The organism is Salinimicrobium marinum (assembly GCF_014651535.1).
Taxonomy (GTDB): Bacteria; Bacteroidota; Bacteroidia; order Flavobacteriales; family Flavobacteriaceae; genus Salinimicrobium; species Salinimicrobium marinum.
The window spans coordinates 141,780-168,432 of sequence record NZ_BMXB01000001.1; the positions used below are offsets into that span (position 1 = coordinate 141,780).

Sequence of the window (26,653 nt, forward strand, 5' to 3'; positions counted from 1 at the left end):
TTCATAGTTTCCGGTTAATTTCCCAGAACAGTATCCAGCGTCTGCTCCTGCATAAATTCCTGTTCGAGATCGGCCTCCATATCTTCAGATTGTATTTGTTCATCTTCACCATAGAAGTGCCTGAACAATAGCAGGTAATCATTAAATTCATCTGCCTTTTCCTGAATGATCTCTTCATCCTGATGGATGAGTAACAGGTCTACCAGACTTCTGTATCTCTCTATATCCGTGATGATCTCATTTCCGTAGGAATACTGACGTTCAAGATCGAGAGTACTGTAATACGCCAGATTCTCCTGGTATTTTTGTGCTACTTTTTCCCATAGCTCCCTGGCCTTTTCTTCTGCGCCTACTTCGTAGTAACCAGATACGTACGGTTCTAAAAGGGAATAATATCCATAATGTTCTACAGGCATTTTCTCCATCCCGAGATCCAGAATTTCTTCAGCTTTGTCGAGTTTGTTTTCCCTGATCAATGCTTCGACCAAACGTGCAAGATTGCTCCTGTAGGTAATTGCGTTTTTTCGGGTTTCGGTGTCGTAATATATATCTGGATCACCAGAATTTCCCCAATACCAGTTGGTGACAATATCATACATTTTTTCTGTGTCGATCCTGCCCATATCGAATGGGTTTCTCGCATCTACAGCTGTTTTTATTGGAACAAGTTTGTATGCCACACCATCCAGCTGAAGATAATCCTTCATCCAGAGGTAATCATCGTCTCCAAAGCTTCCGCCGGTGAAGTAGATGGGGCGTTTCCATTCATTATTGGCAATAATATCCAGCATTAACAACCTGTTTTTGTAAATAATTTCACCATCAAGGTTGATGTCGATATAATCTACAATTTGGTCTGCATCTTCAGGTTTTACGATTCCGTATTCCAGAACGTTTTCTTTATTTACCGGCACCCTGATGTTTTTAGTAGGGAAGGTGCTCACACTTTGCCCGCTCATGAGCTCTGCCCTGGTTCGTGGATCATCACTGGCGATCCAGTTCATCCAGCTTTTAATCTGCATGGTGTCCTGGGTTAAGGACTGGTGCCATACAGCATCATTGGTCCCGTAACTGTACTGGTGATGTTCCAGCTGACTTGGAATAGGGTCGCTTTCCCAGGCTTTTCGCTTCATCTGGTCAATATACCAGTCGGTAGCGAAAAGACTTGTGTTTACCACCCTTACATCGGTCCTGTAGCCTTCTATTTGCTGGGCGTACCAAAGAGCAAAGGTGTCGTTATCTCCAATAGTGAATATAATGGCATTTTCATCTACAGAATCCAGGTACATTTTTGCCATGGCAAGTGCAGTGTACTTCTCCGAACGGTCATGGTCATCCCAGTTTTCTGTAGCCAGAATAGTTGGTACAGCAAGCAGACTCACCGCAATTACCACCGGAGCAGCAATTTTTGGTTTAATGTATTCTTTCAGCATATCAAATAACGCGTACACCCCAAAACCTATCCAGATCGCAAACACGTAAAAGGATCCTACCAAAGCATAATCCCTTTCCCTGGGTTCAAAAGGCCTTTCGTTTAGATAAACTTTTAAAGCAATTCCCGTAAAAAGGAAAAACACCAGCAGCACCCAGAAATTCTTTTTGTCCCTGTTGAAGTGGAAGATAAGTCCAATTAAACCCAGGATGAGCGGCAGGAAGTAATAGGTATTTCTTGCTCTGTTATTTTCCACATCACCAGGCAGGTTTTCCTGAGAGCCGAGTCGTACTTCATCTATGAAATTGATGCCACTAAGCCAGTTTCCGTTTTGATCTGAATATTTTCCCTGGACATCATCCTGTCTTCCGACAAAATTCCACATAAAATATCGCCAGTACATATAACCCATTTGATATTCAAACATGTAGTTAATGTTGGATCCAAAAGAAGGTTTTTCAACAATAATATATTCTCTGAACTGACGCAGAAAATTATCGTATTCCTTATTCCCGATATTACCACTGTTATAATTTCTTTTAAATTCGTTCACAGCCTGTATAAGCTGCTCTTCTTCCTGATAATCAGGTTTTATAGTGAAATTAAGAGGTCCGGTGAAATCCAGGTAATTGGCAGCATGTTCTGTGCTCCACATCCTGGGAAGTATGGCCTTGTGGGCATCATCTGTATTCTGTTTTGCGTTCTTGTAATTGTTGACGATCACATATTCTCCCGCCTCTTCATCCTTTTCATATTTCGGTTTATCGTCTATATATGGATTGTTTTCATCAAGTCCGCTGTAGATCTCTGTAAATTGAGGGCCATAGAACAAATGCGTTTCAGGATATTGTTCCCGGTTGTAATATGCAAGAAGTTCCCGTGCGTTGTTGGGATTGTTCTCATTAATCACCGTGTTGGCATTTGCACGTATTGGCAGCATCATCCAGCTGGAAAATCCTATCAGAATGAACATAATACATAGAAGCAGCGTATTTAACTGGTAAAAATGTTTCTTTCGGGTATATTTTATTCCGAAGTAAAAAGCTGCGATAATAATGAGTCCCGCGATAATGGTTCCTGAATTAAAAGGTAAACCAATGGTATTAACGAAAAACAATTCTGAAGCAGAAAAGAAGGTGAGGGTAGACGGTAATAATAACAGGAAGATAAAAATCAATACGGCAACCACCACGATATTGGCGATAATGAAATTCGTCACTGTAACCTTTGAATAGTTCTTAAAGAAGAACAGGAAGCCTACGGCAGGAATGGTAAGTAATCCCATGAAATGGACTCCAAAAGACAATCCTATGATAAATGAAATAAGAATCACCCATCGGTTTCCTCGAGGCTTAAACATGTCACGTTCCCATAAAAGTCCCAGGTAAAATAAAACTGCCATTAGAAGAGTGGCCATTGCATAAACTTCGGCTTCTACGGCACTAAACCAGAAACTGTCTGTAAAAGTAAATGCTAGGGAACCTACAAGGGCGCTTCCCAGAACTGCAATTTTCTTTCCGGAAGAGATCACTTCCACCGGTCCCGATATCTTCTGAACTAAAAGGACAATAGACCAGAACATGAACAAAATCGTAAATGCACTGGCAAAAACAGACATTAAATTTACCATTAAAGCTATCTGGCTGGCATCATTTGCAAAAATCGAAAAGAAGGCTCCCATCATTTGGTACAGTGGAGCTCCCGGAGGATGACCCACTTCAAGATTGGAAGAAGTGGATATGTATTCACCTGCATCCCAAAAACTAACGGTAGGTTCTACTGTGAGCCAGTAAGTGGAAAGAGCAATAAAAAAAACCAGCCAACCAAGGATTTTGTTCCATTTGGCAAAGTTAAAGTCAGTCATAAGAGTTGATATTGAAAACAGTGGCGAATTTAAGAATAATTATAAGATTGAATGGACAACGCTATTTAAAAGGAAATATTTTTTGAAAAGAGGTCCAATTTCTTTGGCAGTAACTGCTTTAAAGAGGAGTTTTTAGAAATATAAAGGCATATTCTGAAAAGTTTTTTATGCCGAATCCTACTCCTTGTTAATTGTTAATGAGGGGTTTGTATAATGCTGAAGTAATCCAAAAATCTGAAAAATGAGAATCTTCTGAAATTATTTTGAAAAAATATTTGTACAACAAAAACTTTGTTTTAAATTTGCATCCGCATTACAGCAATGGCCTATGGTGTAACTGGCAACACGTCTGGTTTTGGTCCAGAAGAGTCTAGGTTCGAGCCCTAGTAGGCCAACAAGTTAATGTGAAACCGAATTGTGAAAGCAGTTCGGTTTTTTATTTTTAAAAAATATTGGCGAGAAGCCTGTCCTGGGATCATGGATCATGACTAAATGTTGTGGATTAAGCAAATATTCTGGTTAATCTGAAGAGGAAGAATTCAATGTTTTTGACTCCTCTGAACTGACTTCTAAAGGCCTTGATTTTTGCATTAAAAGATTCTGCAGAGGCATTCGTACTTCTGTTTTTGAAGTAGTTTAAGATTGATCTATAGTTGAGTTTAATACTATTGGCTACAGTATTGAAGGCTCTAAAACCAGTTTCTTCCACTTCTCTACACTAGTGGGCCATCTTTGTGAAGGCTACACCTTTATCTTTTGTTTGATTGAATATGCTTCTCAGGTTGTTCACCAGGGAGTAAGCCCGATGGATATCAGGATATTCTTTGAAGAGGATCTCTGCACTCTTTGATTGCTTTTTTGTCCATTTGGAGGTGGCTTTGTAGGGATCATTCCTAAAAGTTGTGGACTAGCCAAAAATTCTGGTTAACCTTAGAGGAAGAATTCTTCCAATAAAACAGGCTGTCTAAAAAGCATTAAATCGACATTCTGAATTTATTTTCAGAATCTTATGTTCTGATTTCAGAAATATTACCTGAGACAAGTTCAGGTGGACGTTAAAAGTGCTTTTTAGGCAGCCTCTAATTTTATGAATAGTAACTTTATTTAAGCTACTTCCTGTAAGCTGTAGTAAGCCAGGACATTCTGGTAGAACATCAGGCTACGTTTGTCTTTTTTAATGCATGAATTTAAAAACCTTTCGAGGTCCTGACATTCAAAAGAAACCGTTGTGTATTCTAAAGCAGAAACCGGAATCTCTGCTGTTACAATATTTTTTTCGTAATCAATATCTACCTTTTTTGCTTCAAAATATAACTTTATGATCCCTTTATGAAGAGAACTGAAAGTTGATCCCAATCCTGCGCTATTATTACAACTATTGGATACCAGATTTTTCACTTCATCAAGAATTACAGAGGGTTGAAATGTTGTCATAGGTTTGGGTTTTTAGTTATTTGAGAGCTAAAATACAGCTTGATTTGTTAAAAATCTTCTAATAAAATATTGGTTAATAAAGAATTAACAGATGCCTTTCCTGTTTGGGAAAAAATTAATACAAAACAGCATTTTTCCGAAATTCCAGTTTTTCGGAATTAACATCTTGTTCCTTTTATATCTTCGTTTTAGTCTAAATTACTAGCGTTAAATATTTAAAAGTATCATCTTCATGTTGGATAAAATCCTAAATTTGGGACAAAATCCAAAGATGAATTTTGATCGTATAAAGGAGAAGCTAAATATACTTGCAGATGCAGCGAAATATGACGTTTCCTGCTCATCGAGCGGAAGTAACAGAAAGAATACCGGCAAAGGACTTGGTGATTCCTCTGGGATGGGAATTTGTCATTCGTATACCGAAGATGGAAGATGTGTTTCTCTTTTAAAGATCCTGCTTACCAATCACTGTATTTTTGATTGTGCATATTGTGTCACTCGCAAAAGCAATGACGTAAAAAGAGCCGCTTTTAAGGTGCAGGAAGTGGTTGATCTAACGATAAGTTTTTATCGGAGGAATTACATTGAGGGTCTGTTTTTAAGCTCCGGAATTTTCAAGGATGCCGATTATACGATGGAACGCCTCATCCAGGTGGCAAAAAAACTGAGGCTGGAAGAAAATTTTAATGGCTACATTCATTTAAAATCAATTCCAGGAGCTAGTGATGAATTAATGAGAGAGGCTGGATTATATGCAGACAGGCTGAGTGTGAATATTGAAATCCCCACCAAATCGGGATTAAAGTTGCTGGCACCCGATAAAAATCATGAGGATTTTCTCAAGCCCATGAAGAAGGTAAAGAACGAGATAATGCAGTATAAACAGGAAAGCAGGCTGATTAAAAGCACTCCGAAATACGCTCCTGCGGGACAAAGTACCCAGATGATCGTGGGAGCTTCAGGGGAAAGCGATCGGGATATCATGTATTCAGCAAATTACTTTTACAAGAAGTTTGACATGAAAAGGGTATATTACTCGGGATATGTGCCAGTGACTACAGATCCGCGGCTGCCTTCCATAGGAAGTGAGGTTCCGGTTCTCAGGGAGAGCAGGCTTTACCAGACCGACTGGCTGTTGCGTTTTTACGGATTTGATGTGCGGGAACTACTGAATCAGGATTTTCTTAATTTAGAGATGGATATAGATCCCAAGTTGAGCTGGGCATTGAGAAACCGACATTTATTTCCGGTAGATATCAATACTGCCGAACAACAAATGCTGTTGCGGGTTCCCGGGATAGGGGTGAGATCGGTCGGAAAGATAATGCAGGCGAGAAAATTCAGAAGGTTGAACTGGGAACATCTTAAACGAATTGGTATTGCTTCGAACAGGGCAAAATATTTTATTACCTGCAGCCCGGGCGAAGTAGCTTTGAAGGATTCTTCTAGCGAGCATCTTAAACAGATCATTCTGAATAATTCTGCCTCCAAATTCCGGAAAACGTTCAGCTCACAATTAAGTCTGTTTTAGATGAGAAAGGTGGCTCTGGTTTACGATGGAACTCTGGAAGGTTTTCTAACCTGCCTTTTTACGGCCTACGAGGAGAAACTGGAGGTTCAGGACATTTCTCCGGAAGGCGAAGCTGTAGGGATGCTTTTTTCAGGTATGGAGGAAGTCATTACGGATTTCGTGAAATCGGGCAGAGTCTGGAAGGCGCTGAAAAAGAAATCTTCTGAAGCTACTCTTAAACAAATAAAATGGGCTTTTCTCAGTGAAAAAAAAGGCATTGAAAATACGCTGTTTTTGATGATCCAATATATTTTTTCTGAAACCAATCCTGTAGACGGGGATTATTCTCATCCGGCAGTTCTGGAGGTGGCTCAAACAGCCAGGAAGGTATCCAGGGAAAAACACCGGATGGAAGCTTTTGTAAGATTTCGGCTTACGAAAGACAATATTTATTTTGCTGCCATAGAACCCGATTTTAACGTACTGCCCCTCATTAAAAACCATTTCAAAAACAGGTATGCAGATCAGTACTGGATCATTTATGACCTCAAAAGAAAATTTGGGCTCCACTATGATCTTTCAGTGGTAAAATTCATCTCGCTGGATCTGGATCCCAGTATAGGTATTTCAGGTGGTTCAGCAGCATACTTCGATGAGAAGGAACTGGAGTTTCAGAGGCTATGGAAGGAATATTTCGAAAGTGTAAATATCAAAAGCCGTGCTAATTCTAAACTGCACCTTCAACACCTTCCGAAGAGATACTGGAAGTATTTAACCGAAAAGAACCTTCTCATGCTTTAGTAAAATCATGTGGCAGAGATATTTAATATTTCTGAGATAATTTCCCGAACCTGATCTCGATCATTTTTTAAGGCAGATGAGGAGTATACTTTTGTAGCCTTAAAACAACAGGTATGGACAATTCTTTGATTCAAAAATATAATGTTGCGGGGCCGAGATACACGAGTTATCCAACTGTTCCTTACTGGAATGAAGCAAATTTTTCGGTGGAAGCCTACAAGCAATCTTTAAAAAAATCTTTTTCAGAAAGTAATAAGACTGAAGGTATAAGCCTTTACATACATTTGCCCTTTTGTGAGAGTTTATGCACCTTCTGCGGTTGTAATAAGCGCATAACAAAGCGGCATGAAGTGGAATCTCCATATATAGCTTATCTGCTTGAAGAATGGGACCTTTATGTGGAGTTGCTTGGGGAAAAACCGGTGATTAAGGAAATACATCTGGGAGGAGGAACTCCTACATTTTTTGCTCCCGAAAACCTGAAGTTACTTATTGACGGGCTTTTTAAAAAAGCCATTAAGGCCGAGGAAGTGGATTATAGCCTTGAAGGACATCCCAACAATACTAAAAAGGATCATTTGCAGGTGTTGCATGAGCTTGGATTTACCAGGATTAGCTATGGAGTGCAGGATTACAACATGGTAGTGCAACAGGCGATCCACCGCTTTCAGCCGTTTGTTAATGTAAAGAATGCTACAGAAAATGCGCGCGAAATCGGATACTCCTCTGTTGGCCATGATATTATATTTGGATTGCCGTTTCAAACGGTGGAGCATATATGCACTACGATTGCTAAGACTAAAGAATTGATGCCGGATAGAATTGCCTTTTACAGCTATGCACATGTGCCATGGATCAAGGGCAACGGGCAACGTGGTTTTAAAGATGAAGATCTGCCAACGGCGGATGTGAAGCGGGAAATGTATGAAACCGGAAAGAAGCTTCTTGAAGAGGCGGGATACATTGAAATTGGAATGGATCACTTCGCCTTAAAATCTGATGCTTTATACAAAGCTGTTGAAGATAAAAAACTGCACCGTAATTTCATGGGATATACCACTTCAAAGACCAAAGTGATGGTTGGATTGGGAGTTTCATCTATTAGTGACAGCTGGACAGGTTTTGCTCAAAATTTGAAGAAACTGGAAGATTATTATGAAATTCTCGAGAAAGGGGAGCTGCCACTTTATCGCGGACACCTTCTTACTGCTGAAGATGAGGTGATACGACAACATATCCTCAATTTGATGTGCCGACTGGAAACTTCCTGGAGTAAAGAAAATTCATATTTCAAAGAAATCCCTGATGTTCTCATTAAACTAAAGGAAATGGAAGCAGATGGGCTGGTGATCATTGGCAGCGATAGCCTCACGATAACCGAAAAAGGACGACCTTTTGTGAGAAATGTATGTATGGCTTTTGATGTGCTCCTTCAAAGAAACAAACCTGAAACTCAGTTGTTCTCCATGACGGTTTAGCAATAGTACAGAGTATTCAGAATTGAGTATTGAGGGTACTATAGAGATAGAGAAAAGCCCTTGAGAAAGGGCTTTTTACTTTAATCTGAACTTGTTTCAGATTCTAATACATTCTTGATTTCAGAATAATATGATTTAGAAATAAAATCAGAATTCCAATTTTGGAAGTTTTTTTATTGTACTAAATTTATATGACCGAATAATATTTTCAGGATTTCTTTGCTCTGTTCAGGTACATATTCATGAACAGGTTGCCAGCCATATTACGCGCTCTGTTTTTAGCGATATTAGCCCTTTCTCCTTCAAAAAGTTCATCTATCGTGGCAAACCACATGTTAAGCCATTCCCCGAAATGCTTTTGTTCAATACTGTGACTAAATTTTGCATCTACCTCTTTATGGGCGCGTTGTGGATTTCCTCTGAACTTGCTTACCATAAAAAGATTTGTCTCCCAGAAATCTGTTAGCTTTTCGAGATGCACCGGCCAGTCTTCTATGGTTTCATTAAAAAAGTAGCCAATTTCTTCATTCTCTCTCACCCTGGCATAAAAAGTAGAAACAAGGGTGAAGACATCACCCCTGTTCTGTATATCCTGTTTCATATTAGGTTTTTAAAGATACCTCAAAATTACATTAAAAATGAGGAGAATACTACTTACAGCTAAACTGGCGATCAATGAATTGAATACGAATTTTGGTTTCATTTGTGACAGTACAGAAGCCATATACCACATACAGACTCCCACTACCGCTAAAAGCTGAGACATCTGTACCACATCATGGCCATTCATTAAGATCACCATGGCTGCTGCAGCCCCTAAACATGATGATAAAATTATAGCCAGGGCTGAGTATCCAACATATAATTTTTCAAAATCCTCATATAATAATCTGTAAAGTTTCATAACAATAGCTTTTTAAATTCAGGAGTAAAATTATCATGAAATCAAGGGAATAAATATGATCAGGGTCATAAAATCCTGAATTTGGAAAGCTTTTTTTGCTGTTATAGGTTTGATTATCAAATATTAAGTAGGAGAAAAGTTATCGGTATACTTTTCTTAGTTTGATCTTTAATTCTCCTTTCTTTTCAAGAGATTTTGTGGCCCTGATGACCGTTTCCACTCTTAAACCGGTGAGATCGGCGATTTGTTGCCGGGTAAGATCTACCTTGAAAGTGAAGGCTCCCTCTTTTTTATGAACGTGTTTTTTTAGATAGTCAAGGATCCGAAGGATACGATGTTCGGGCTCCTGACTCGAAATTTCCGAAACCATGATGGCTTTGTAGTATAGACGTTTTGCAAGGGTTTCTGTGATGGTGAGGTGAACATCGGGATTGGAAGCCAGCAGTTCAAGAAAGCGTTCTTTGTGAAGCTGTATCACTTCGGCATCTGTAACAGCTTCGGCATTCGCAGGATATTTAACATTGGCGAACAGAGGTGGCTCCCCAAAACTTTGTCCTTCGTAAAAAAATCCCTGAATAAATTCTTTTCCGTCGAGATTGTAATTATTCATTTTAACTTCTCCAGAGGAAACCTGGTAGTAGTTAAGCGCATGTTCCCCCTCTGCGAAAAGCTGATCTCCTTTAGTATAGCTCGATTTGTTGCCGCCAAATTTAAGGAGAAGTTCTTCTTTTATCATTCTGAAGTTTTACCAATTTTATTGATGTGATCTTACCAGTTGTACCAATTCAGATTTTTGCAAAACTCCCGACTGTCGCCAGAGTTGTTTGCCATTTTTGAAGAGGATTAGAGTGGGCACCCCACGCACCTGGTATTTATTTGCCAACGGCTGATTTTTATCTACATCTATCTTCACGATTTTCACGTTATCGCCTAGTTCTGATTTTGCGTCTTTTAATATAGGAGCCAGCGTTTTACAGGGGCCGCACCAGTCGGCAAAAAAATCCACCAATACAGGTTTGTCTGCATTGATGATTTCGTTAAAGTTACTTTTCATAGCAAATGATTTTGATCTACTATAAAATTACGCAATATACTTTAACTTATAAAGCTTCCAGAGGGATTTTCCGGAGGGAGAAAAGAGAGTTATAATAAAAACAAGGGTTAGAAAAATCGTTCAAAAGCTGCTTTTTCCAGAGCTTCCCTATGATCTGGATGTGCAATAGAGATCAGGGCTTTGGCACGTTGTTTCAGGTTTTTTCCGTAGAGATTTACCACGCCATATTCGGTTGCTATGTAATGCACATGAGCCCGGGTAGTTGTTACTCCGGCACCTTCCTTCAGAAAAGGCACTATTTTGGAAATACCTTTTTGAGTCACAGAGGGCAGGGCAAAAATCGCCTTTCCACCTTCAGACAAGGAAGCGCCGCGAATAAAATCCATCTGGCCTCCCACACCCGAATATTGATATTTTCCAATCGTATCTGCACAAATCTGTCCCGTTAAATCGATCTCAATAGCCGAATTGATGGCAGTAACTTTGGGATTCCTTCTTATAATGGCAGTATCATTTGTATAAGCTGCTTCTTTAAAGTGTACGAGTGGATTGTCATTCACAAAATCATACAGCTTAGGTGATCCCATGGCGAAGCAGGTAACGATCTTACCGGTTTTTATCTCTTTTTCTTCACCGGTAATGATGCCTTTTTCCACCAGAGGAAGAATTCCGTCAGAAAATAATTCGGTGTGAATTCCCAGCCTTTTATGATTCATTAGATTACTAAGAACCACATTTGGTATTCCGCCAATTCCCATTTGCAGCGTAGCGCCGTCTTCTACCAGTTCGGCTACATGTTTGCCAATCTGCCGTTCAACTTCAGTAGGGGTAGTAAGGGCATGGCTGTGAATAGGTTCATCTACTTCAATGGCTGCATCTATTTTACTAACGTGAATGATCCCGTCTCCATGGGTTCTGGGGACATTCGGATTGATTTGGGCAATGATCTTTTTTGCAGTCTGGACCGCCGGAAGGGTAATGTCTACTGAAACTCCCAAAGAGCAAAATCCATGACTATCTGGAGGGGAAACCTGTATAAAAGCAACATCCAGAGGGAGAATGTTTTTACGGAAGAGTAGATGCACTTCACTTAAAAAGATAGGAATGTAAGCTCCGTAAGCGGAATTTGCTGCTTCCCGCACATTGCTTCCTACAAAACAGCTGTTGGTAATGAAAGCTTCTCTGTAAGGAGCCTGTGTGTAACGGGCATTTCCTTCTGTATGTATTTGTATTAATTCAACTTCCTGTAATTCTTTGTAACGATCACATAGGGCATCAATCAGAACGTTTGGTGTCATTGCTGCCCCGTGAAAAAATATCCGGTTACCCGATTTTACACGGGCTACAGCCTCGGCCGCATAAACTATATTCAGTTCATTACTTCTCATGGCACTTATTTTTGTACAACTAAGTTAAAATTAATTTTGATCTCATCTTTTACCACGATCATCCCAAAGAGTTTCTTGGGAGCTTCCAGATCAAAGTCTCTTATATCAAGTAACAGGATCCCGTCAATCCTGGAAACATCACCTTCTGAAAATTTTACCGGAAATGTATGTTCTCTTCTGGTCCCGGCAATAGTAATATTTACCACTGCATTGGCAGATCCTTTTTCCTGAAGCCGTATTTCCAGTAATTCAAGGAGGATGTGTGGATATTTGTCTGACTGGATCAACTTATGAAAGTCATTGTTGATAGGCCTGCTACCACAATCAAATCCTTTTGTGTTAAGGCTTAGTAATGCATTTTTGAAACGAATGTGTGAAGGGTCATCTGCAATGAATTGCAACTGGGTTTCCTTTTTTAGGTAACTCATGTCAAACACGCATTCAAATGCTTTAATGTTAGTGTCTCCCGTTATGTTGAGTTTACTTTGAGGAAGAATTTTTACAGTTTTGTTTTGAAAGCTATTCTGTGCATTTGTGAATGCACTAAAGAACAGTACCATAACAATGAGCAGAACATTTTTCATCTTATTCAGGTTAAATTTATTTTAATAAAAAAGCGGGAGAATGTTTGATTCCCCCGCTCCTTTGGCTAATTCAAACAATTTAGAAGCTTATTGCTGCTTCAAACATCAGTCCATTGAAACTTCCTTCGTGAAGGATATCGGTTGGAGCAAAACCGTTGTAATCCTGGTTTACGTATTCAACTTTAGCAAGAATGTTTCTAGTCATAAACCACCCGGCAGCAAGGTTGTATCTTGAGATATCAATATCTTCTCCGCTTGCAAGTTCTCCATCAAGGAAGTTGTAACGACCACCTACGTAGAAGTTCTCATTGTTTCCAAATCTGTAAAGAAGTTCACCTGCATACTGGTTGAAAGTTCTGTCATCAGCTTCAATAGCGGCCTTACCACTAGCTCTTTCATAAGTTCCGAAGAATTCAAGTCCGTTGTACTTTAGGAATGGGTTTATCATAATAGCTGTTAGCTCATTACGAAGCCCTGGGTTAAATCTACCAGAAGTAAAGTTTCCTTTAGGGCTGGCATCAACACCTTCCATAACCAGGTAGTATCTTGAACCGGCACGGTCTGCACTGTATAAATAAGCATTTGCACTTTCACTGGTGTGATAAATAGATCCTGTTAATCTAACTCTTAGGTCATCTCTGTTAAAAGAGTCAGTGAAATAGTTGTCATATCCAAGTTTAGCAATATAAGATGGTTTTGTTCCAAGGATTGCAGGGTTATCAAGATGTGGAGCACTTACAGACTGGTTTAATTTACCGTTTGTCATACTACCCATAGCAAGGAATCCATTGTCTATGTAATAAACTTCGGCACCAACTTCTGTAGTGAACCCGTCCATAATCAAGTTTCCAACGAATGGGTTGTGTAATGATTGCGCATTATCACTTCTTCTAAAGTGCATATCACCATAGTTGTTCTCCATGTGACCAATTTTAATCCTCACTTTGTCCATTACATCTTCCATGAAACCTTCACTTATAAAGTTAAGTTTGTCTATCTGGATGTACCCTCCTTTCACGTATGGTTCCGGGTGGTGACGTGAAGAAAGATAGGTTCTAAGGTGCATTCTTACCCCGTCATAAAGGTGAACATCCAAATCAAGGTTTGCAGTAGGAAGGTTAAAGTTGTCTCCAATAGTCATTAGAGGAACTCCACCGCCGTTTTCATGATCCAGTCCCTGGAATTGGATAGCAAATGCACCACCTAATCTTACGTTGATCCCGTCGAATACTTCATCTGTATCCTTTTTTGGTTCAAAGACATCAAGTCCTCGTTGATCAGAGTATCTGAAATTAGGCATATATCTGGCGCTTTCGGGAGATTCTTCGATCTGAAGTACGTTTACTTCTACCTCCTGAGCCTGAGCTTGCACTCCAAAGGCCATCATTAAAGCAATTCCGGAGTATTTAATTAAATTTTTCATTTTGATAATTGTTAAAGGTTGAAAATGTTATTTTGAAAAAGTTGTTTGAAAAGTGATTTTTACCTCGTCTCCTGTAGTGATAGTTCCGAACATTGCTGTTGGGGGGTCTACATTAAAGTTGGTCATCTTTACTGTTTGATTACCATTTAAAGTGATTTGATTATTAGAAACTTTAGCGTTAAAAATAATGTCTACCGGTTTTTTTGTGCCTGCTATTGTAAGGAAACCACTGGTGGATACTTTACATTCTGATGCAGAAGTACAGTCGATATTTTTTACATTAGACATTTGGTAGGTGATCCTTTGATTCTTTTTAGTGTCCAGTGCCTTATAGGTGTTTTTATCCATTCCGCTCTTTCCACTTTTCAGACTTTCGGCTACCACTGCAAAGTTCAGTTCTTTGATCTCCACCAATTGTCCGTCATTCATTTCTACATTAAGATTTCCCTGGAAATCTTCTGCAGTCATTTCCCAATCGTGAATATTGGAAGTACCCTCTACTTTTAATTTTGAAGCATTCTTATTTACATTAAAATTTTGTGCAATAGAAGTTTGTGCTGAAAATATCATTAGTAGGAAGCTTCCCAGTACCAGTAAAATTTGTTTTGAGGTTTTCATAATGTTTGTTTTTAATTACACTACAAAGATGCGACAGGAGTGCCGCTGAAATAATGACCGGAGTCAGGTTTTACCAAATTTAAAAAGTCAGAAAAGACTTACAAAATCTGTAAGAAGAAAGGAAATGCCGCGATATGGTTTTAATACATGATAAATATCAGTTTTTGACACTAATTCTCCTCAGAAATGGCATTATCACATGAAAATAGCTTTTGGTTTTTCTTATTGATAATTTCATTTTTAAAAAAGATTAGGAGGTCAGGAAGAATAAAATAGTTTCAGTAGATAAAAAGGATGAAGAAATGAAAGCAGAATCTCCTAACTTTTCCCGAAATAGCTATAAAGAAAGTATCTTTATCTTTTCAAAATTTATTTACCAATGCCCACGTTTGATTATTTACATAAAAAGGTCTTAGAAACGATAAAAGTCACCGATGCAGAATTCGATTTTGCCAGAACGCTTTTTATGCCCAAAAAACTTCGGAAAAGACGATTTTTAATGGGCGAGGGAGATGTTTGCAAATACACTGTCTTTGTAGAAAAAGGTTTACTAAGGTCCTATACGGTAGATGAGAAAGGTGCAGAGCATATTCTGCAATTCGCTATGGAAGGCTGGTGGTCTGGAGATTTATACAGTTTTCTTACAGGAGAGCCTTCTCCTTATTATATAGAGGCATTGGAAGATTGTGAGCTTTTGCTCATTACAAAACCCTCCTGGGACTTATTGCTGGATGAAGTTCCGGCTTTTGAACGCTATTTTCGCATCCTTATTCAGAATAATCTAATCGCTACCCAAAAAAGGCTTATTGGTACTATGAGTGAAACTGCAGAAGAAAAATACTGCAAACTTATAAAAGATTATCCGGACATCATACAGCGTGTGCCACAGCACATGGTCGCTTCTTATATAGGCATCACCCGGGAAACTTTAAGCCGCATACGTAGCCAGCACAAATAAAATGCCGAAGCTTAATGAGGGTCTTGCCCCTCATGCAATTTATACAGGCTTAAACCCAAAATAGTAAATAGTGTGATCTATGTCACGCTTATTTATTAATCTATGTCATTGTGCCTGCCCCTTGTCCTATCTTATCTTTGCCGTAATATTAATCTAAAAAAGTATACAATTATGGCAACAACAAAATGGACCATCGACCCGACTCATAGTGAGGTAAGCTTTAAAGTAAAGCACATGATGATTTCTACTGTAACAGGATATTTTCAAAAATTTGACGGATCTGTAGAAACTGAAGGGGATGAATTTGGTTCTGTTAAGAACGTTGAATTTAGAGCAGATGTGGATTCAATCAATACAAATAATGATCAACGTGATCAGCACCTAAAGTCAGGTGACTTTTTTGGTCAGGAAGATTATCCGGAGATATTTTTTAAGGCAAATGAATTCAACAGCGCGAGCGGAGAGCTTCAGGGAGAACTAACCATTCGTGACGTTACCAGACCTGTTACTCTTGATGTTGATTTTGGTGGAGTAGCGGTAGACCCTTATGGACAAACCAAAGCCGGACTAACGGTTAGTGGAAAAATTAAGCGTAAAGAATTTGGACTTACTTATAATGCAGTAACAGAGGCAGGGAATGTCATGTTAAGCGATGATGTTAGGATCAACGCAGAAGTACAGTTCGTAAAACAATAAAATAACTATGGAAGAAAATGTATTAGGCTTGCACCACATTACCGCCATTGCGGGAGAGGCACAGAGAAATTACGATTTTTACACAAAAGTCCTTGGACTGCGTATGGTCAAGAAAACCGTGAATTTTGATGATCCCAAAACTTATCATTTTTATTATGGTGATGAGGTGGGAACGCCCGGCAGCATCCTTACTTTTTTTCCATGGCAGGGCATAAGGCCAGGAAAAACAGGAACAGGAATGGCTACAGAAATGGGCTATTCTGTTCCTGAAAACAGTCTGGAGTTCTGGAAAGACAGGTTTACCCGGTTTGAAGTCGCACATGGAGAGGTGACTGAAAAATTTGGGGAACAATTCCTGCCTTTCCGGGATCCGGATGGTTTAAACCTGGAGCTAATAATTCCGAAGCATAAAGACAATAGAAAAGCCTGGGAAACGCGGGAGGTGCAGAAGAATGTAGCTACAAAAGGCTTTCACAATGTCACCCTCACCTTAAAGGATATTTCGGCTACCGCAAAGATCCTTACAGAACTTTTAGGATATAAGCTCCTGGAGCAGGAAGGTCGCCGCTACAGGTTTGTGACAGATGCGATAGAGAATGCAGCTGTAATCGATCTACTGGAAGATCCGGCTCTTGCACCAGGAATCAATGCCGGCGGAACGAATCATCACGTTGCCTTCAGGGTTAAAAATGAGGAGGTTTTAATGGCTTTCAGGGAAAAGATCCTTAGCGCCGGACACCAGATCACGCCAAAAATTGACCGGGATTATTTCTTTTCATTATATTTCAGGGAGCCTGGTGGTGTTTTATTTGAACTGGCTACAGATAACCCCGGATTTTCAAGAGACGAGCCGGTAGAAGAATTGGGTAGCAGCCTTAAGCTGCCTGTACAGTATGAGAAGCACCGAAGTGAGATCGAAAAAGCACTTCCTGAACTGAAGCAGTAATTATCACATCCTGAAATCGGGATTGATGACAGAAAATGGTAAAAGAAAATGAAAGAGATGGCAGTAGAAGAAACAATTGCAGTAGTAGGATTGCGAAGCGATAAACCTTCAGTTTTTGTGGATAAAATTAAAAATCAGCATGTTCGGCTGCTCGTAATTCCTGCAGAGGAAGGAGAAAAAGTTTCTTTGAACAAGTTTTTTAAAAACAACCTCACAAATGCTGAAATTGAAGTGCTCGATTGTGCCAGGGACGGTTGTTGGGAAGCCGATATCATTACTTTTCTGGATCCTGTTGATCCTGAAGAAAGTCTGCTGAACAGGATTAAAGAAGTAGCGGTTCAAAAGCCGGTACTTTTTATTTTTGAAGAAGCTTCTGCTGAAGCTGATGCAAAAGCGGAAAAGCTTCAGAAAAAATTATCCAATTCCATCATCCTGAAAATTAAGATAGATGATGAAAAAGAACGTGCTATTATTTCGGGAACAGACCCTCAATCTATAGAACAGGTTTCCGAAATGCTGAATAGAGCTGGTTTTACTGTGAAGGCATAAAAATACCTGTTTGAAAAGAAAAGATCTTCAGTTTAAATTATTTTACCTCATTTCCGGATTCTATATACCAGGTCTATTTAATTTTTTATTTTCCGCAAAACCTGCTAATGTTACGACATGGGACCCGATGAGAAAAGTGAAACTGCTGAAAAGGTGCCGATTGCTATAACGTTGAAAACGTTTGAAATACAGAAAAGAGAAGGATATAATAAGGATTCAGAACCACCAGGTTTTTTGTGGAAAAACTTTTTTCTTGATGCCGTATAAGGTTGATTTTACGGGAGTATTATTCTTGAACGAACAGGCACTCACAGCGTTTTGTTCTGAAAATCGGTATGATTTGAACATGTTTTAATGGCACGAAGCTGAGGCAGATACCATCTCTGTGACCGGAGCAGGGGAGAGATATGGAATGCCAAGTCCCATTCCTCTAAGAATAAAAAGAACTCCCATCAAAACCACAAAAACCGGAATTAATTTCCTGATTCGCTGCCTGGCGACACCACTTAACAAACCTTTAGAGTACACAGCGGTGGTCATTAACGGGATAGTGCCTAATCCAAATAATAACATATAAAGACTGCCTTCAAAAAAGCTTCCCGAAGCAACGGCTCCAAAAACGGCAATGTAAACGAGTCCGCAGGGTAGGAACCCGTTCAGGAAACCTATTGTTAGGAAAGTATCGGGAGTCTTTTTCTTTAAAGCTGCGCCCATAGAGGATTTTACCTTTCCGATGATTTTAAATACAGGCTTCGAAAAATTATATTTCTGAAGTTTTTCCGAAGGAATAAGGATCGCCGCAATCATAAGTATACCCACGAGAATGGAAAGTTGCTGCTGAAGTCCGAATAAATTCAGGCTTTTTCCTACAATACCAAAGGCAAGGCCAATGATGCTGTAGGCAAGCAAACGCCCACCGTGGTACAGGAACACCTGGAAGAATTTTTTCAGTTTATTGTCCCGGGAGACGGGTAGCATAAATGCAATAGGTCCGCACATCCCAACACAGTGGAAACTTCCCAGTAATCCAAATATGAGTGCAGAATAAAGCATTACAGGCTCATTTCTTTTTTAAAGTAGTAGGATTCGTCGATGTATTCCCAGTTGATCTCGATGTTCCAACGGCCGCCCGCCAAGTGCTTTTCAGGTACGAGCATTTGGTGAGAGGATAATGAAAGAGGAATCTCAATATCCAGTTGCTTGTTGGACGGCCTGTAAAGGAACACCTTTCCTTCTATGGTTTTATAATCAAGATCTTCCGGAAATCGTATAAGAAGACCTTGAGAGGTTTGTTCTACCAGAATGTTCTGTGCAAGATTCTGAGAGTTTTGTTCTCTGTCAAGCTGTGCCTGAAAATCCAATTCTTTTTTATAATATTCTTCGGTTACCAGATCATGTTCCATGTTCTTATCGGTGCTCATAGCCACCACAAAATACATGATAAAGCAAATAAAGGCAGCTATTGCCAGTACAATTGAGGTTCCCCAGTTTATTTTCATAGCAGTATCTTTTTATTTTCCTTGATGCCTATAAAATTCTGAAGGCAAAAGGGTGGTTATGATTCTTTTACTCCGTCGCCTCGAAACGACCGGAAAATTTCTTTTTTTTCAATTCATTACCTCTTTGGCGCCTGCTTATCTAAAGCTTCTTGGCCCCATGAAATTCGTTTTTGTGGTCTCGATCAATTCCTTGCCACTATAGATCCCTATTTCCACATTCTCTTTTTCCCCATTCAGAATCGCCTGATTTATCTCGATGAACAAGGTTCCTTCGGCATATCCTTTTTCCGGAATCTTAATATCCTGATGTGTTACAGATTGAATAGTACCATTGTGTGATAATAATTCAAAATGAACATCCTGAATTGTGGAGGTAGTTTTGTTGATCAACTTAAAGGTGTACACATTACTTACCATGTTCTCTGTCTTCATCTCATATAACTGCCCCGGCAGGCGAAGAACGGTTGCTTCCACATCGTTCCTTAAGAACAACATCCCCGCTAATAATCCAACCAGCACAAACATAATTGCTGCAAAACCCTGCATTCTTGGAGTGAAAGTGGATTTTTCTTCCTTCTCAATATTTTCTTCAGAATAAAAACCTATTAATCCCTTTGGAAGGTCTACTTTTTCCATTATTTCGTCACAGGCATCGATGCAGGCGGTACAGTTGATACATTCCAGCTGGGTGCCATTCCTGATGTCGATTCCCGTTGGGCAAACATGTACACATTGAAAACAGTCTATACAATCCCCTTTTCCGAGTTCCTGCCTGTTCTCGTTCTTTTTGAATTTTGATCTTCCTTTTTCCCTTTCTCCACGTTTGTTGTTGTAGGCAACCACCACAGATTTTTTGTCGAGCAGCACACTCTGGAGCCTTCCGTAAGGACAGGCTATGGTACAAACCTGCTCGCGAAACCAGGCAAAAACGAAGTAGAATATCCCGGTAAAGATCAACAGTGCAACAAAAGTGCTGAGGTTTTCCAGGGGACCGGTAGTAACATATTGCAAAAGCTTTTTACTACCAATGAGGTACGCAAGAAAAACATTGGCAATCACAAAAGAAACGAGGAAAAAGATGAACCATTTAAAACCTTTTTTCCTGATCTTTTCTGAAGTCCATTCCTGCTTGTCCAGCCTCATTTGTGCGCCACGATCTCCTTCAATCCAGTATTCTATCTTCCGGAAAACCATTTCCATAAAGATCGTCTGGGGGCATATCCATCCGCAGAAGATCCTTCCGAAGGCAGTGGTGAACAAGGTGATAAAAACTACTGCAATGATCATGGCAGTAACCCCCAGATAGAAATCCTGGGGCCAAAATGGGAATCCAAAAATGCTGAACTCCCTTCCCATCACATTGAACAACATGAATTGATTTCCGTTGATGAAAATAAAGGGTCCCGTTAAAAGGAATATTAGTAAAAACCAGGTGAACCACGTTCTGTAGGTGTGAAATTTACCCGATGGTTTTTTAGGATATACCCAGGCACGTTTCCCTTCTTTGGTCATCGTGCCTATTTTATCCCTGAAATCTTCCTGAACTGCTTTCGACATTTTTCTTTCTTCCTTCTCTGTTAGAGCTTCCTATTTATTCTGTCCACACATCTCCTTCTGCTTCCTTAGGATTTGCGGGGGCAGATCCCTTGAGCGACAGGATATAACTTGAAACCTGCTGAATTTCGGTAGGTTTGAGGATGGATTTCCATGCAACCATGCCTTTTCCGGCTCGTCCACCTTCACTTACGGTATGGAAAACATTTTTGATGCCTCCTCCCAAGATCCAGTGTTCATCTGTTAAGTTAGGACCAATTCCTCCGCCACCATCGGCAGCGTGACATGCCATACAGTTGTTCTGGTAAACAGTAGCGCCGGCTTCAAGATCAGATGCTTCCGTAAGCAGGGTTACGCTTTCAGCATCAATAAGATCTGGGGCATTTTTCTTATATTCTTCCACAGCTATTTTTGCAGCCATCATTTCACTTTCAAATTCCATGATCTGGTTTTCTCCGTCCAAAACGTGATAATAGATCATGTACCCAAAGGCAAATACAATGGAGGCGTAGAAGGAATACAACCACCATGGCGGCAGTTTATTGTCAAGTTCCTTGATGCCATCATAATTGTGATCAAGCTCTATGTCTCTTTCTTCAGAAATAGGTTTTGCGCTGTTCATCTTACGTAAAAGCACCTTCCAGTCGTACTTTTCAAGGCGTTCTTCCCGTGCTCTCATGTACCGCTCTTTGGCGTCTTCAGAAAGGCTTTTGAACATTACATTTTGTATAGCTTTTAGGATTACATCAAGAGCAATAAGGAAGACCAGGCCAACCAGTAAAACCAGCTGTAGAACCGGATATTCAATGAATGCGAAGTTGTTTCCTGAATCTATGAAATATTCGGTTGCTCCAACCAGGATCAAAAATACAGCGGGTATCCATACCCATCCGGAAATAAGATTTCTCATAGTAGTTCTTTGTTTTCAGGTTCCAGTTCCAGGGGAATTTCTTCCATACTTTTCAGGTAATCTTTTTTGGCAGTAAATACCCACCAGAAAAGCAATACAAAAAAGATGAAGAAGATAAGCAGAGAGATGATGGGATAGACCTCTATTCCGGCAATGCTCTCCATATGTCCTTTTACAAATTTTAGCATGTCTTAATTATTTTGTAGTGGTTGAAATTTCAGGTTCTTTAATCTTAATATCTGTTCCAAGTCGCTGAATGTATGCGATAAGGGCTACGATTTCACGATCTTTCATTTCCACGAACTCGAGACCATTTTCTTCTGCATATTTTTTGTCGGCTTCGTAGGTTTTTACGAAATCGGGATCACTGTACAGGTTCTTCTGGATTTGAGTTGCCTGTTCATCCATAAGGGCTTGTGCATTTGCAATCTCTTCTTCGGTATAAGGAACACCGAGCGTCACCATCGCTTCCATTTTAGCTTCGGTTTGTGAACGGTCATGTTCATCGGTGATCAGCCATTTGTAGCCTGGCATGATAGAACCTGAAGAGGTACTTTGCGGATCATAGAAATGGTTGAAATGCCAGTTATCTGAATATTTTCCACCAATTCGCATTAAATCGGGTCCGGTACGTTTACTTCCCCAAAGGAATGGGTGGTCATATACATACTCTCCTGCTTTTGAGTATTCTCCATAGCGCTCCACCTCACTTCTGAAAGGACGCACCATTTGGGAGTGACAGGAAACACAACTCTCCCTGATGTAGATATCTCTACCTTCCAGCTCCAGTGGAGTATAAGGCTTCACACTTGTAATGGTAGGTACATTTGATTTTACCAGGATCGTAGGAACTATCTGAATGATCCCTCCAATAAGGATGGCAATGGTTGCAAGTATGGTAAGTTGTACCGGTTTGCGCTCCAGCCAGGTGTGGAAACCTTCTCCTACAAGGCGTTTTCCTGTAAGTTTTTGCAGCGGTGCAGCTTCAGCTAATTCGTCGGTTACGTCAGATCCTTTTCTGATGGTTCGGTATACGTTATAAACCAGGATAAACATTCCCACGATGTACATACTACCACCTATGGCGCGCATCCAGTACATTGGCATGATCTCATTCACGGTTTCCAGAAAGTTTCCATAGGTAAGGGTTCCGTCTGGATTGAATTGTTTCCACATGGAAGCCTGTACGAATCCGGCAACATACATAGGAAGCGCATAGATGATGATTCCCAGTGTTCCTATCCAGAAATGCACATTGGCAAGTTTAACCGAAAACAAGTTCGTTTTGAACATACGTGGTACCAGCCAGTACACCATTCCGAAGGTTAAAAATCCGTTCCAGGCCAGGGCTCCCACGTGAACGTGAGCAATAACCCAGTCACTAAAGTGTGCGATAGCATTTACGTTTTTCAGGGAAAGCATAGGTCCTTCGAAAGTGGCCATCCCATATCCTGTAAGTGCAACTACCATGAACTTTAATACAGGATCGGTTTTTACTTTGTCCCAGGCACCACGAAGAGTTAATAATCCGTTGATCATACCACCCCAGGAAGGCATAAGCAGCATTACTGAAAAAGCAACTCCTAGATTCTGAGCCCAGTCTGGTAACGCAGAATACAGCAAATGGTGAGGCCCTGCCCAGATGTAAATAAATATAAGGGACCAGAAGTGGATAATGGACAGTTTATAAGAATAAACAGGTCGGTTGGCTGCCTTCGGAATAAAATAATACATCAATCCCAGGAATGGTGTGGTTAAAAAGAATGCCACGGCATTGTGACCATACCACCACTGTACCAGTGCATCCTGAACTCCTGCATAGGCAGAATAACTTTTAAACAATCCTACCGGAATTGCGAGGCTGTTAAAAATGTGCAGCACCGCTACGGTTACGAAAGTTGCAAGGTAAAACCAAATGGCTACATATAAATGACGTTGCCTTCTCTTTAAAATAGTGGCAATAAGGTTCCACCCGAATACCACCCATACTACAGCAATAGCGATATCCAGAGGCCATTCAAGCTCGGCATATTCCTTGGAACTGGTGATTCCCAACGGTAAGGTAATTGCCGCAGCTACAATAATTAATTGCCAGCCCCAAAAATTGATGTTACTAAGTTTGTCACTGTACATCCTGGCTTTAAGCAAGCGCTGGGTGGAGTAATAGACTCCTGCAAAAATTGCATTCCCTACAAAAGCAAAGATCACTGCATTGGTGTGTAAGGGACGAAGGCGCCCAAAACTTAACCAGGAAATTCCATCTGTAAGATTGGGAAAAATAAACATAAACGCCAGAAGAAGTCCTACGGACATCCCGATCACTCCCCAGAACAGAGTGGCGTAGAGGAACTTTTTTACGATCTTATTGTCGTAATAGAACTGTTGCAATTCCATACCTTAATTTAATTTGTCTTGTTTGTTATTATTAATTGTTGATTTGATTTGCTTTTCTTTTACCAGTTCGTCTTCAAATAGAATCCTCACCGAAGGAGAATAATCATCATCGAATTGCCCGTTTTTCACCGCTACAATAAATGCAACGAAAAAAACAAGCGCCACAAGGATGCTTATCGTTAGTAAAACATAAATAACACTCATACCTAAATTGTTACGCAGCAAAAATATGCACGTGGTTTCTGCAGAAATATGATTTTGATCAGGTTTTGGAAATTCGAAATTTTTTCTGAAAAAAGTGACGTTTATGATTAGGGTCATCTTTCAGGGGGGAGTAGTTTGCCATCTTTGTATCAGAAAAATATATCACACTATTAATATTATTGATTATGAAAAATTCTAACAGAAAAACAAAAAGATGGTTTTTGTACCTGTTCTTCATGGCTGCGTTATTAACAGGGGTCCTCTCTTCCTGTGAAAAGGCGGTTGCTGCAAAAGAGAATCCGGAGTTAATGAAAGTATATGGAGAGAGTGAGGCAGAACTAACTGCTCCTCCTAGGGTTCCCCGTCCGGTGGGGAAAAGGGCTGCTACCAAACTTGTCGTTAATATGGAAGTGGTAGAGAAGGAAATGGAAATGAGCGATGGAGTGAGTTATGTATACTGGACTTTTGATGGTACCGTGCCAGGAAGCTTTATAAGAACTCGTGTTGGAGATGAAATTGAATTCCACCTTAAAAATCACCCCGACAGTAAATTACCTCATAACATTGACTTGCATGCTGTAACCGGGCCAGGTGGTGGAGCCGAGTCTTCTTTTGTTGCTCCTGGAAGGGAAGCTGTATTTACCTTTAAAACTATGAACCCGGGATTATATGTATACCACTGTGCTACTGCACCTGTTGGAATGCACATTGCAAATGGAATGTACGGGTTGATCCTTGTAGAGCCGGAAGGTGGATTGCCTCCTGTAGATAAAGAATATTACGTAATGCAGGGTGATTTCTATACTGAAGGTGAAAACGGAGAAAGAGGTTTACAGGCATTTGATATGAACAAAGCAATCGATGAAGATGCAGATTATGTGGTGTTCAATGGAAAAGTTGGAGCCTTGACCGGAGAGAATGAATTAACTGCTAAAGTTGGTGAAACTGTTCGGTTATATGTAGGAAACGGTGGTCCTAACCTGGTTTCTTCTTTCCACGTGATAGGGGAGATCTTTGATAAAGTACATGTTGAAGGTGGAAGCCAGATCAATGAGAATGTACAGACAACGCTCATTCCTGCGGGAGGAGCTGCCATAGTGGAGTTCCAGGTAGATGTTCCGGGAAATCTGGTTCTTGTAGACCACTCTATTTTCAGGGCGTTCAACAAAGGTGCTTTAGGTATCCTTAAAGTAGAAGGTGAAGAAAACGAAAAAGTTTTCGGCGGAAAAATAGAAGAAAAGCCATACAATCCGGGAGTATCCAGTGTTGAAGAGGTTGTGGAAGAAACTGAAGCGGTAGCTGAAGTTCATGGATCTTTAGCCGAAACTATGGAGCGAGGTAAAACGGTATATACCCAAAACTGTCTTGCCTGCCACCAGGCTACCGGTGCCGGAATACCTAATGCATTCCCTCCACTTGCAAAATCTGATTATCTTAATGATGATGTTAACAGAGCGATTAGCGCAGTAAAATATGGACTTACCGGAGAGATAAAAGTGAACGGTGATATCTATAACAGTGCAATGCCAAAACAGAACATTTCTGATCAAGATATTGCAAGCGTGCTTACCTATGTATACAACAACTGGGGCAATAACAAAACTGAAGTTACTCCAGAGATGGTAAAAGAGGTGAAGTAAGTAATAAGAACCTAAAAGAAAATAAAATGAAAACCATATTCAGATTGGCAGTTTGCTTCGCAATATTGATTCAGGGCCAGGTTTACAGCCAGTCTGGATCAATGGTTAAAGTAACAGGAGGGAAGTTTATCCCTTTGTACGGCACCAAAGAAGCAGTTAAAGTAAACGATTTTCAAATGGATGTATATCCTGTGACTAACAGGGAATTTGCAGAGTTTGTCCAAAAGAATCCTCGCTGGAAAAGATCTCAGGTGAAAGCTCTTTTTGCAGATGAAAGTTACCTTCAAAACTGGAAAGATGATGTAATCCCCGGTGATGAACAGCTACTAAATTCCCCTGTTACAAATGTTTCCTGGTATGCCGCCAAAAATTACTGTGAATGCCAGGGCAAAAGATTGCCAACCGTAGATGAATGGGAGTACGTGGCCATGGCAGATGAAACCAAGGCAGATGCGAGGGTGGATAAGTCTTATAACAAATACATTTTAAGTTGGTACGAAACTCCGCAGACTTTTAGAAATGAAATTGGCAGCACTTTTAAAAATTACTGGGGAGTGTATGACCTTCATGGTTTGGTATGGGAGTGGACGATCGATTTTAATTCGGTTATGATCTCGGGAGAATCCAGAAATGATAGTACCGGTGACAACAGCCTTTTCTGTGGTGCTTCGGCCGTTGGTGCTTCAGATTTGATGAACTATGCGGCATTTATGCGCTATGCCTTTAGAGGAAGTGTTGAGGCGCGATATTCAGTAAAAAACCTGGGCTTCAGGTGTGTAAAAGATGAAAATTCCGAAGCTCTATAATAAGAAA

The 26,653-nt window shown here is 40.1% G+C and carries 26 protein-coding genes, 1 tRNA gene and 1 pseudogene; 10 read left to right on the plus strand and 18 right to left on the minus strand.

The window, feature by feature from the left end; translation table 11 throughout:
- Window positions 1–14: 14 nt before the first annotated feature.
- A complete protein-coding gene (locus IE056_RS00660) occupies window positions 15–3,296 on the minus strand; it encodes a glycosyltransferase family 117 protein (protein WP_189602695.1) in 3,282 nt (1,093 codons plus the stop codon).
- A 322-nt stretch (window positions 3,297–3,618) separates the two neighbouring features.
- Here IE056_RS00660 and IE056_RS00665 point away from each other — a divergent pair.
- Window positions 3,619–3,691 (plus strand) — tRNA-Gln (locus IE056_RS00665).
- Between the two features lie 107 nt (window positions 3,692–3,798).
- Here IE056_RS00665 and IE056_RS00670 read toward each other — a convergent pair.
- Window positions 3,799–4,164, minus strand: a pseudogene (locus tag IE056_RS00670) (ISL3 family transposase); the annotation flags it as partial.
- A gap of 236 nt (window positions 4,165–4,400) precedes the next feature.
- On the minus strand, window positions 4,401–4,730 hold the full coding sequence (locus IE056_RS00675; RefSeq protein ID WP_189602696.1) for a hypothetical protein: 330 nt from the start codon (window positions 4,728–4,730) through the stop codon (window positions 4,401–4,403).
- Window positions 4,731–5,001: 271 nt separating this feature from the next.
- Between IE056_RS00675 and IE056_RS00680 the strand changes: the two genes are divergently transcribed.
- From IE056_RS00680 to hemN, 3 genes are all read left to right on the plus strand, one after another.
- Window positions 5,002–6,261 (plus strand): putative DNA modification/repair radical SAM protein, encoded by a 1,260-nt coding sequence (locus tag IE056_RS00680; RefSeq protein ID WP_189603389.1) that lies wholly within the window; start codon window positions 5,002–5,004, stop codon window positions 6,259–6,261.
- On the plus strand, window positions 6,262–7,041 hold the full coding sequence (locus tag IE056_RS00685; protein ID WP_189602697.1) for a TIGR03915 family putative DNA repair protein: 780 nt from the start codon (window positions 6,262–6,264) through the stop codon (window positions 7,039–7,041).
- 113 nt (window positions 7,042–7,154) lie between these two features.
- Window positions 7,155–8,519, plus strand: a complete 1,365-nt coding sequence (gene hemN, locus IE056_RS00690) for an oxygen-independent coproporphyrinogen III oxidase (protein WP_189602698.1) — start codon at window positions 7,155–7,157, stop codon at window positions 8,517–8,519.
- A gap of 208 nt (window positions 8,520–8,727) precedes the next feature.
- Here hemN and IE056_RS00695 read toward each other — a convergent pair whose 3' ends face one another.
- The 8 genes from IE056_RS00695 to IE056_RS00730 form a co-directional block, all read right to left on the minus strand.
- Complete coding sequence (locus IE056_RS00695) at window positions 8,728–9,120, minus strand: group III truncated hemoglobin (protein WP_189602699.1); 393 nt, start codon at window positions 9,118–9,120, stop codon at window positions 8,728–8,730.
- 9 nt (window positions 9,121–9,129) lie between these two features.
- Complete coding sequence (locus IE056_RS00700) at window positions 9,130–9,423, minus strand: hypothetical protein (RefSeq protein WP_189602700.1); 294 nt, start codon at window positions 9,421–9,423, stop codon at window positions 9,130–9,132.
- Between the two features lie 139 nt (window positions 9,424–9,562).
- On the minus strand, window positions 9,563–10,159 hold the full coding sequence (locus IE056_RS00705) for a Crp/Fnr family transcriptional regulator (protein ID WP_189602701.1): 597 nt from the start codon (window positions 10,157–10,159) through the stop codon (window positions 9,563–9,565).
- Between the two features lie 18 nt (window positions 10,160–10,177).
- Window positions 10,178–10,477, minus strand: a complete 300-nt coding sequence (gene trxA / locus IE056_RS00710) for a thioredoxin (RefSeq protein ID WP_189602702.1) — start codon at window positions 10,475–10,477, stop codon at window positions 10,178–10,180.
- A gap of 107 nt (window positions 10,478–10,584) precedes the next feature.
- Window positions 10,585–11,865: an acetyl-CoA hydrolase/transferase family protein gene (locus IE056_RS00715; protein WP_189602703.1), complete on the minus strand. Its 1,281-nt coding sequence runs from the start codon at window positions 11,863–11,865 to the stop codon at window positions 10,585–10,587.
- Window positions 11,866–11,870: 5 nt separating this feature from the next.
- Window positions 11,871–12,449: a YceI family protein gene (locus IE056_RS00720; protein WP_189602704.1), complete on the minus strand. Its 579-nt coding sequence runs from the start codon at window positions 12,447–12,449 to the stop codon at window positions 11,871–11,873.
- 79 nt (window positions 12,450–12,528) lie between these two features.
- Window positions 12,529–13,872, minus strand: a complete 1,344-nt coding sequence (locus IE056_RS00725; protein ID WP_189602705.1) for a hypothetical protein — start codon at window positions 13,870–13,872, stop codon at window positions 12,529–12,531.
- Window positions 13,873–13,899: 27 nt separating this feature from the next.
- Window positions 13,900–14,490, minus strand: a complete 591-nt coding sequence (locus tag IE056_RS00730; protein ID WP_189602706.1) for a YceI family protein — start codon at window positions 14,488–14,490, stop codon at window positions 13,900–13,902.
- Between the two features lie 379 nt (window positions 14,491–14,869).
- Between IE056_RS00730 and IE056_RS00735 the strand changes: the two genes are divergently transcribed.
- The 4 genes from IE056_RS00735 (at window position 14,870) to IE056_RS00750 (ending at window position 17,639) form a co-directional block, all read left to right on the plus strand.
- Complete coding sequence (locus IE056_RS00735) at window positions 14,870–15,448, plus strand: Crp/Fnr family transcriptional regulator (protein WP_189602707.1); 579 nt, start codon at window positions 14,870–14,872, stop codon at window positions 15,446–15,448.
- A 171-nt stretch (window positions 15,449–15,619) separates the two neighbouring features.
- Window positions 15,620–16,144, plus strand: coding sequence for a YceI family protein (locus IE056_RS00740; RefSeq protein WP_189602708.1), 525 nt, complete (start codon window positions 15,620–15,622; stop codon window positions 16,142–16,144).
- A 7-nt stretch (window positions 16,145–16,151) separates the two neighbouring features.
- Window positions 16,152–17,090, plus strand: coding sequence for a ring-cleaving dioxygenase (locus IE056_RS00745; protein ID WP_189602709.1), 939 nt, complete (start codon window positions 16,152–16,154; stop codon window positions 17,088–17,090).
- Between the two features lie 57 nt (window positions 17,091–17,147).
- Window positions 17,148–17,639 (plus strand): hypothetical protein, encoded by a 492-nt coding sequence (locus tag IE056_RS00750; RefSeq protein WP_189602710.1) that lies wholly within the window; start codon window positions 17,148–17,150, stop codon window positions 17,637–17,639.
- 351 nt (window positions 17,640–17,990) lie between these two features.
- Here IE056_RS00750 and IE056_RS00755 read toward each other — a convergent pair whose 3' ends face one another.
- The 7 genes from IE056_RS00755 to ccoS form a co-directional block, all read right to left on the minus strand.
- Window positions 17,991–18,692, minus strand: coding sequence for a sulfite exporter TauE/SafE family protein (locus tag IE056_RS00755; RefSeq protein ID WP_189602711.1), 702 nt, complete (start codon window positions 18,690–18,692; stop codon window positions 17,991–17,993).
- On the minus strand, window positions 18,692–19,138 hold the full coding sequence (locus IE056_RS00760) for a FixH family protein (protein ID WP_189602712.1): 447 nt from the start codon (window positions 19,136–19,138) through the stop codon (window positions 18,692–18,694). Before IE056_RS00760 ends, IE056_RS00755 begins: the two co-directional genes overlap by 1 nt.
- Window positions 19,139–19,273: 135 nt before the next feature.
- Entirely contained in the window at window positions 19,274–20,695 is a 1,422-nt protein-coding gene (ccoG, locus tag IE056_RS00765; RefSeq protein WP_189602713.1) for a cytochrome c oxidase accessory protein CcoG, read from the minus strand.
- Window positions 20,696–20,729: 34 nt separating this feature from the next.
- The gene (locus IE056_RS00770; RefSeq protein ID WP_189602714.1) at window positions 20,730–21,602 is read right to left on the minus strand and encodes a cbb3-type cytochrome c oxidase N-terminal domain-containing protein; all 873 of its coding nucleotides are present in this window, start codon (window positions 21,600–21,602) and stop codon (window positions 20,730–20,732) included.
- Window positions 21,599–21,790, minus strand: coding sequence for a CcoQ/FixQ family Cbb3-type cytochrome c oxidase assembly chaperone (locus tag IE056_RS00775; protein WP_189602715.1), 192 nt, complete (start codon window positions 21,788–21,790; stop codon window positions 21,599–21,601). Before IE056_RS00775 ends, IE056_RS00770 begins: the two co-directional genes overlap by 4 nt.
- A 7-nt stretch (window positions 21,791–21,797) precedes the next feature.
- Window positions 21,798–23,996, minus strand: a complete 2,199-nt coding sequence (gene ccoN / locus IE056_RS00780; RefSeq protein ID WP_189602716.1) for a cytochrome-c oxidase, cbb3-type subunit I — start codon at window positions 23,994–23,996, stop codon at window positions 21,798–21,800.
- 3 nt (window positions 23,997–23,999) lie between these two features.
- A complete protein-coding gene (gene ccoS / locus IE056_RS00785) occupies window positions 24,000–24,200 on the minus strand; it encodes a cbb3-type cytochrome oxidase assembly protein CcoS (RefSeq protein ID WP_189602717.1) in 201 nt (66 codons plus the stop codon).
- Between the two features lie 185 nt (window positions 24,201–24,385).
- Between ccoS and nirK the strand changes: the two genes are divergently transcribed.
- Window positions 24,386–25,840, plus strand: coding sequence for a copper-containing nitrite reductase (gene nirK / locus IE056_RS00790; RefSeq protein WP_189602718.1), 1,455 nt, complete (start codon window positions 24,386–24,388; stop codon window positions 25,838–25,840).
- Window positions 25,841–25,866: 26 nt separating this feature from the next.
- Window positions 25,867–26,646 (plus strand): formylglycine-generating enzyme family protein, encoded by a 780-nt coding sequence (locus IE056_RS00795; protein ID WP_189602719.1) that lies wholly within the window; start codon window positions 25,867–25,869, stop codon window positions 26,644–26,646.
- Window positions 26,647–26,653 lie beyond the last annotated feature (7 nt).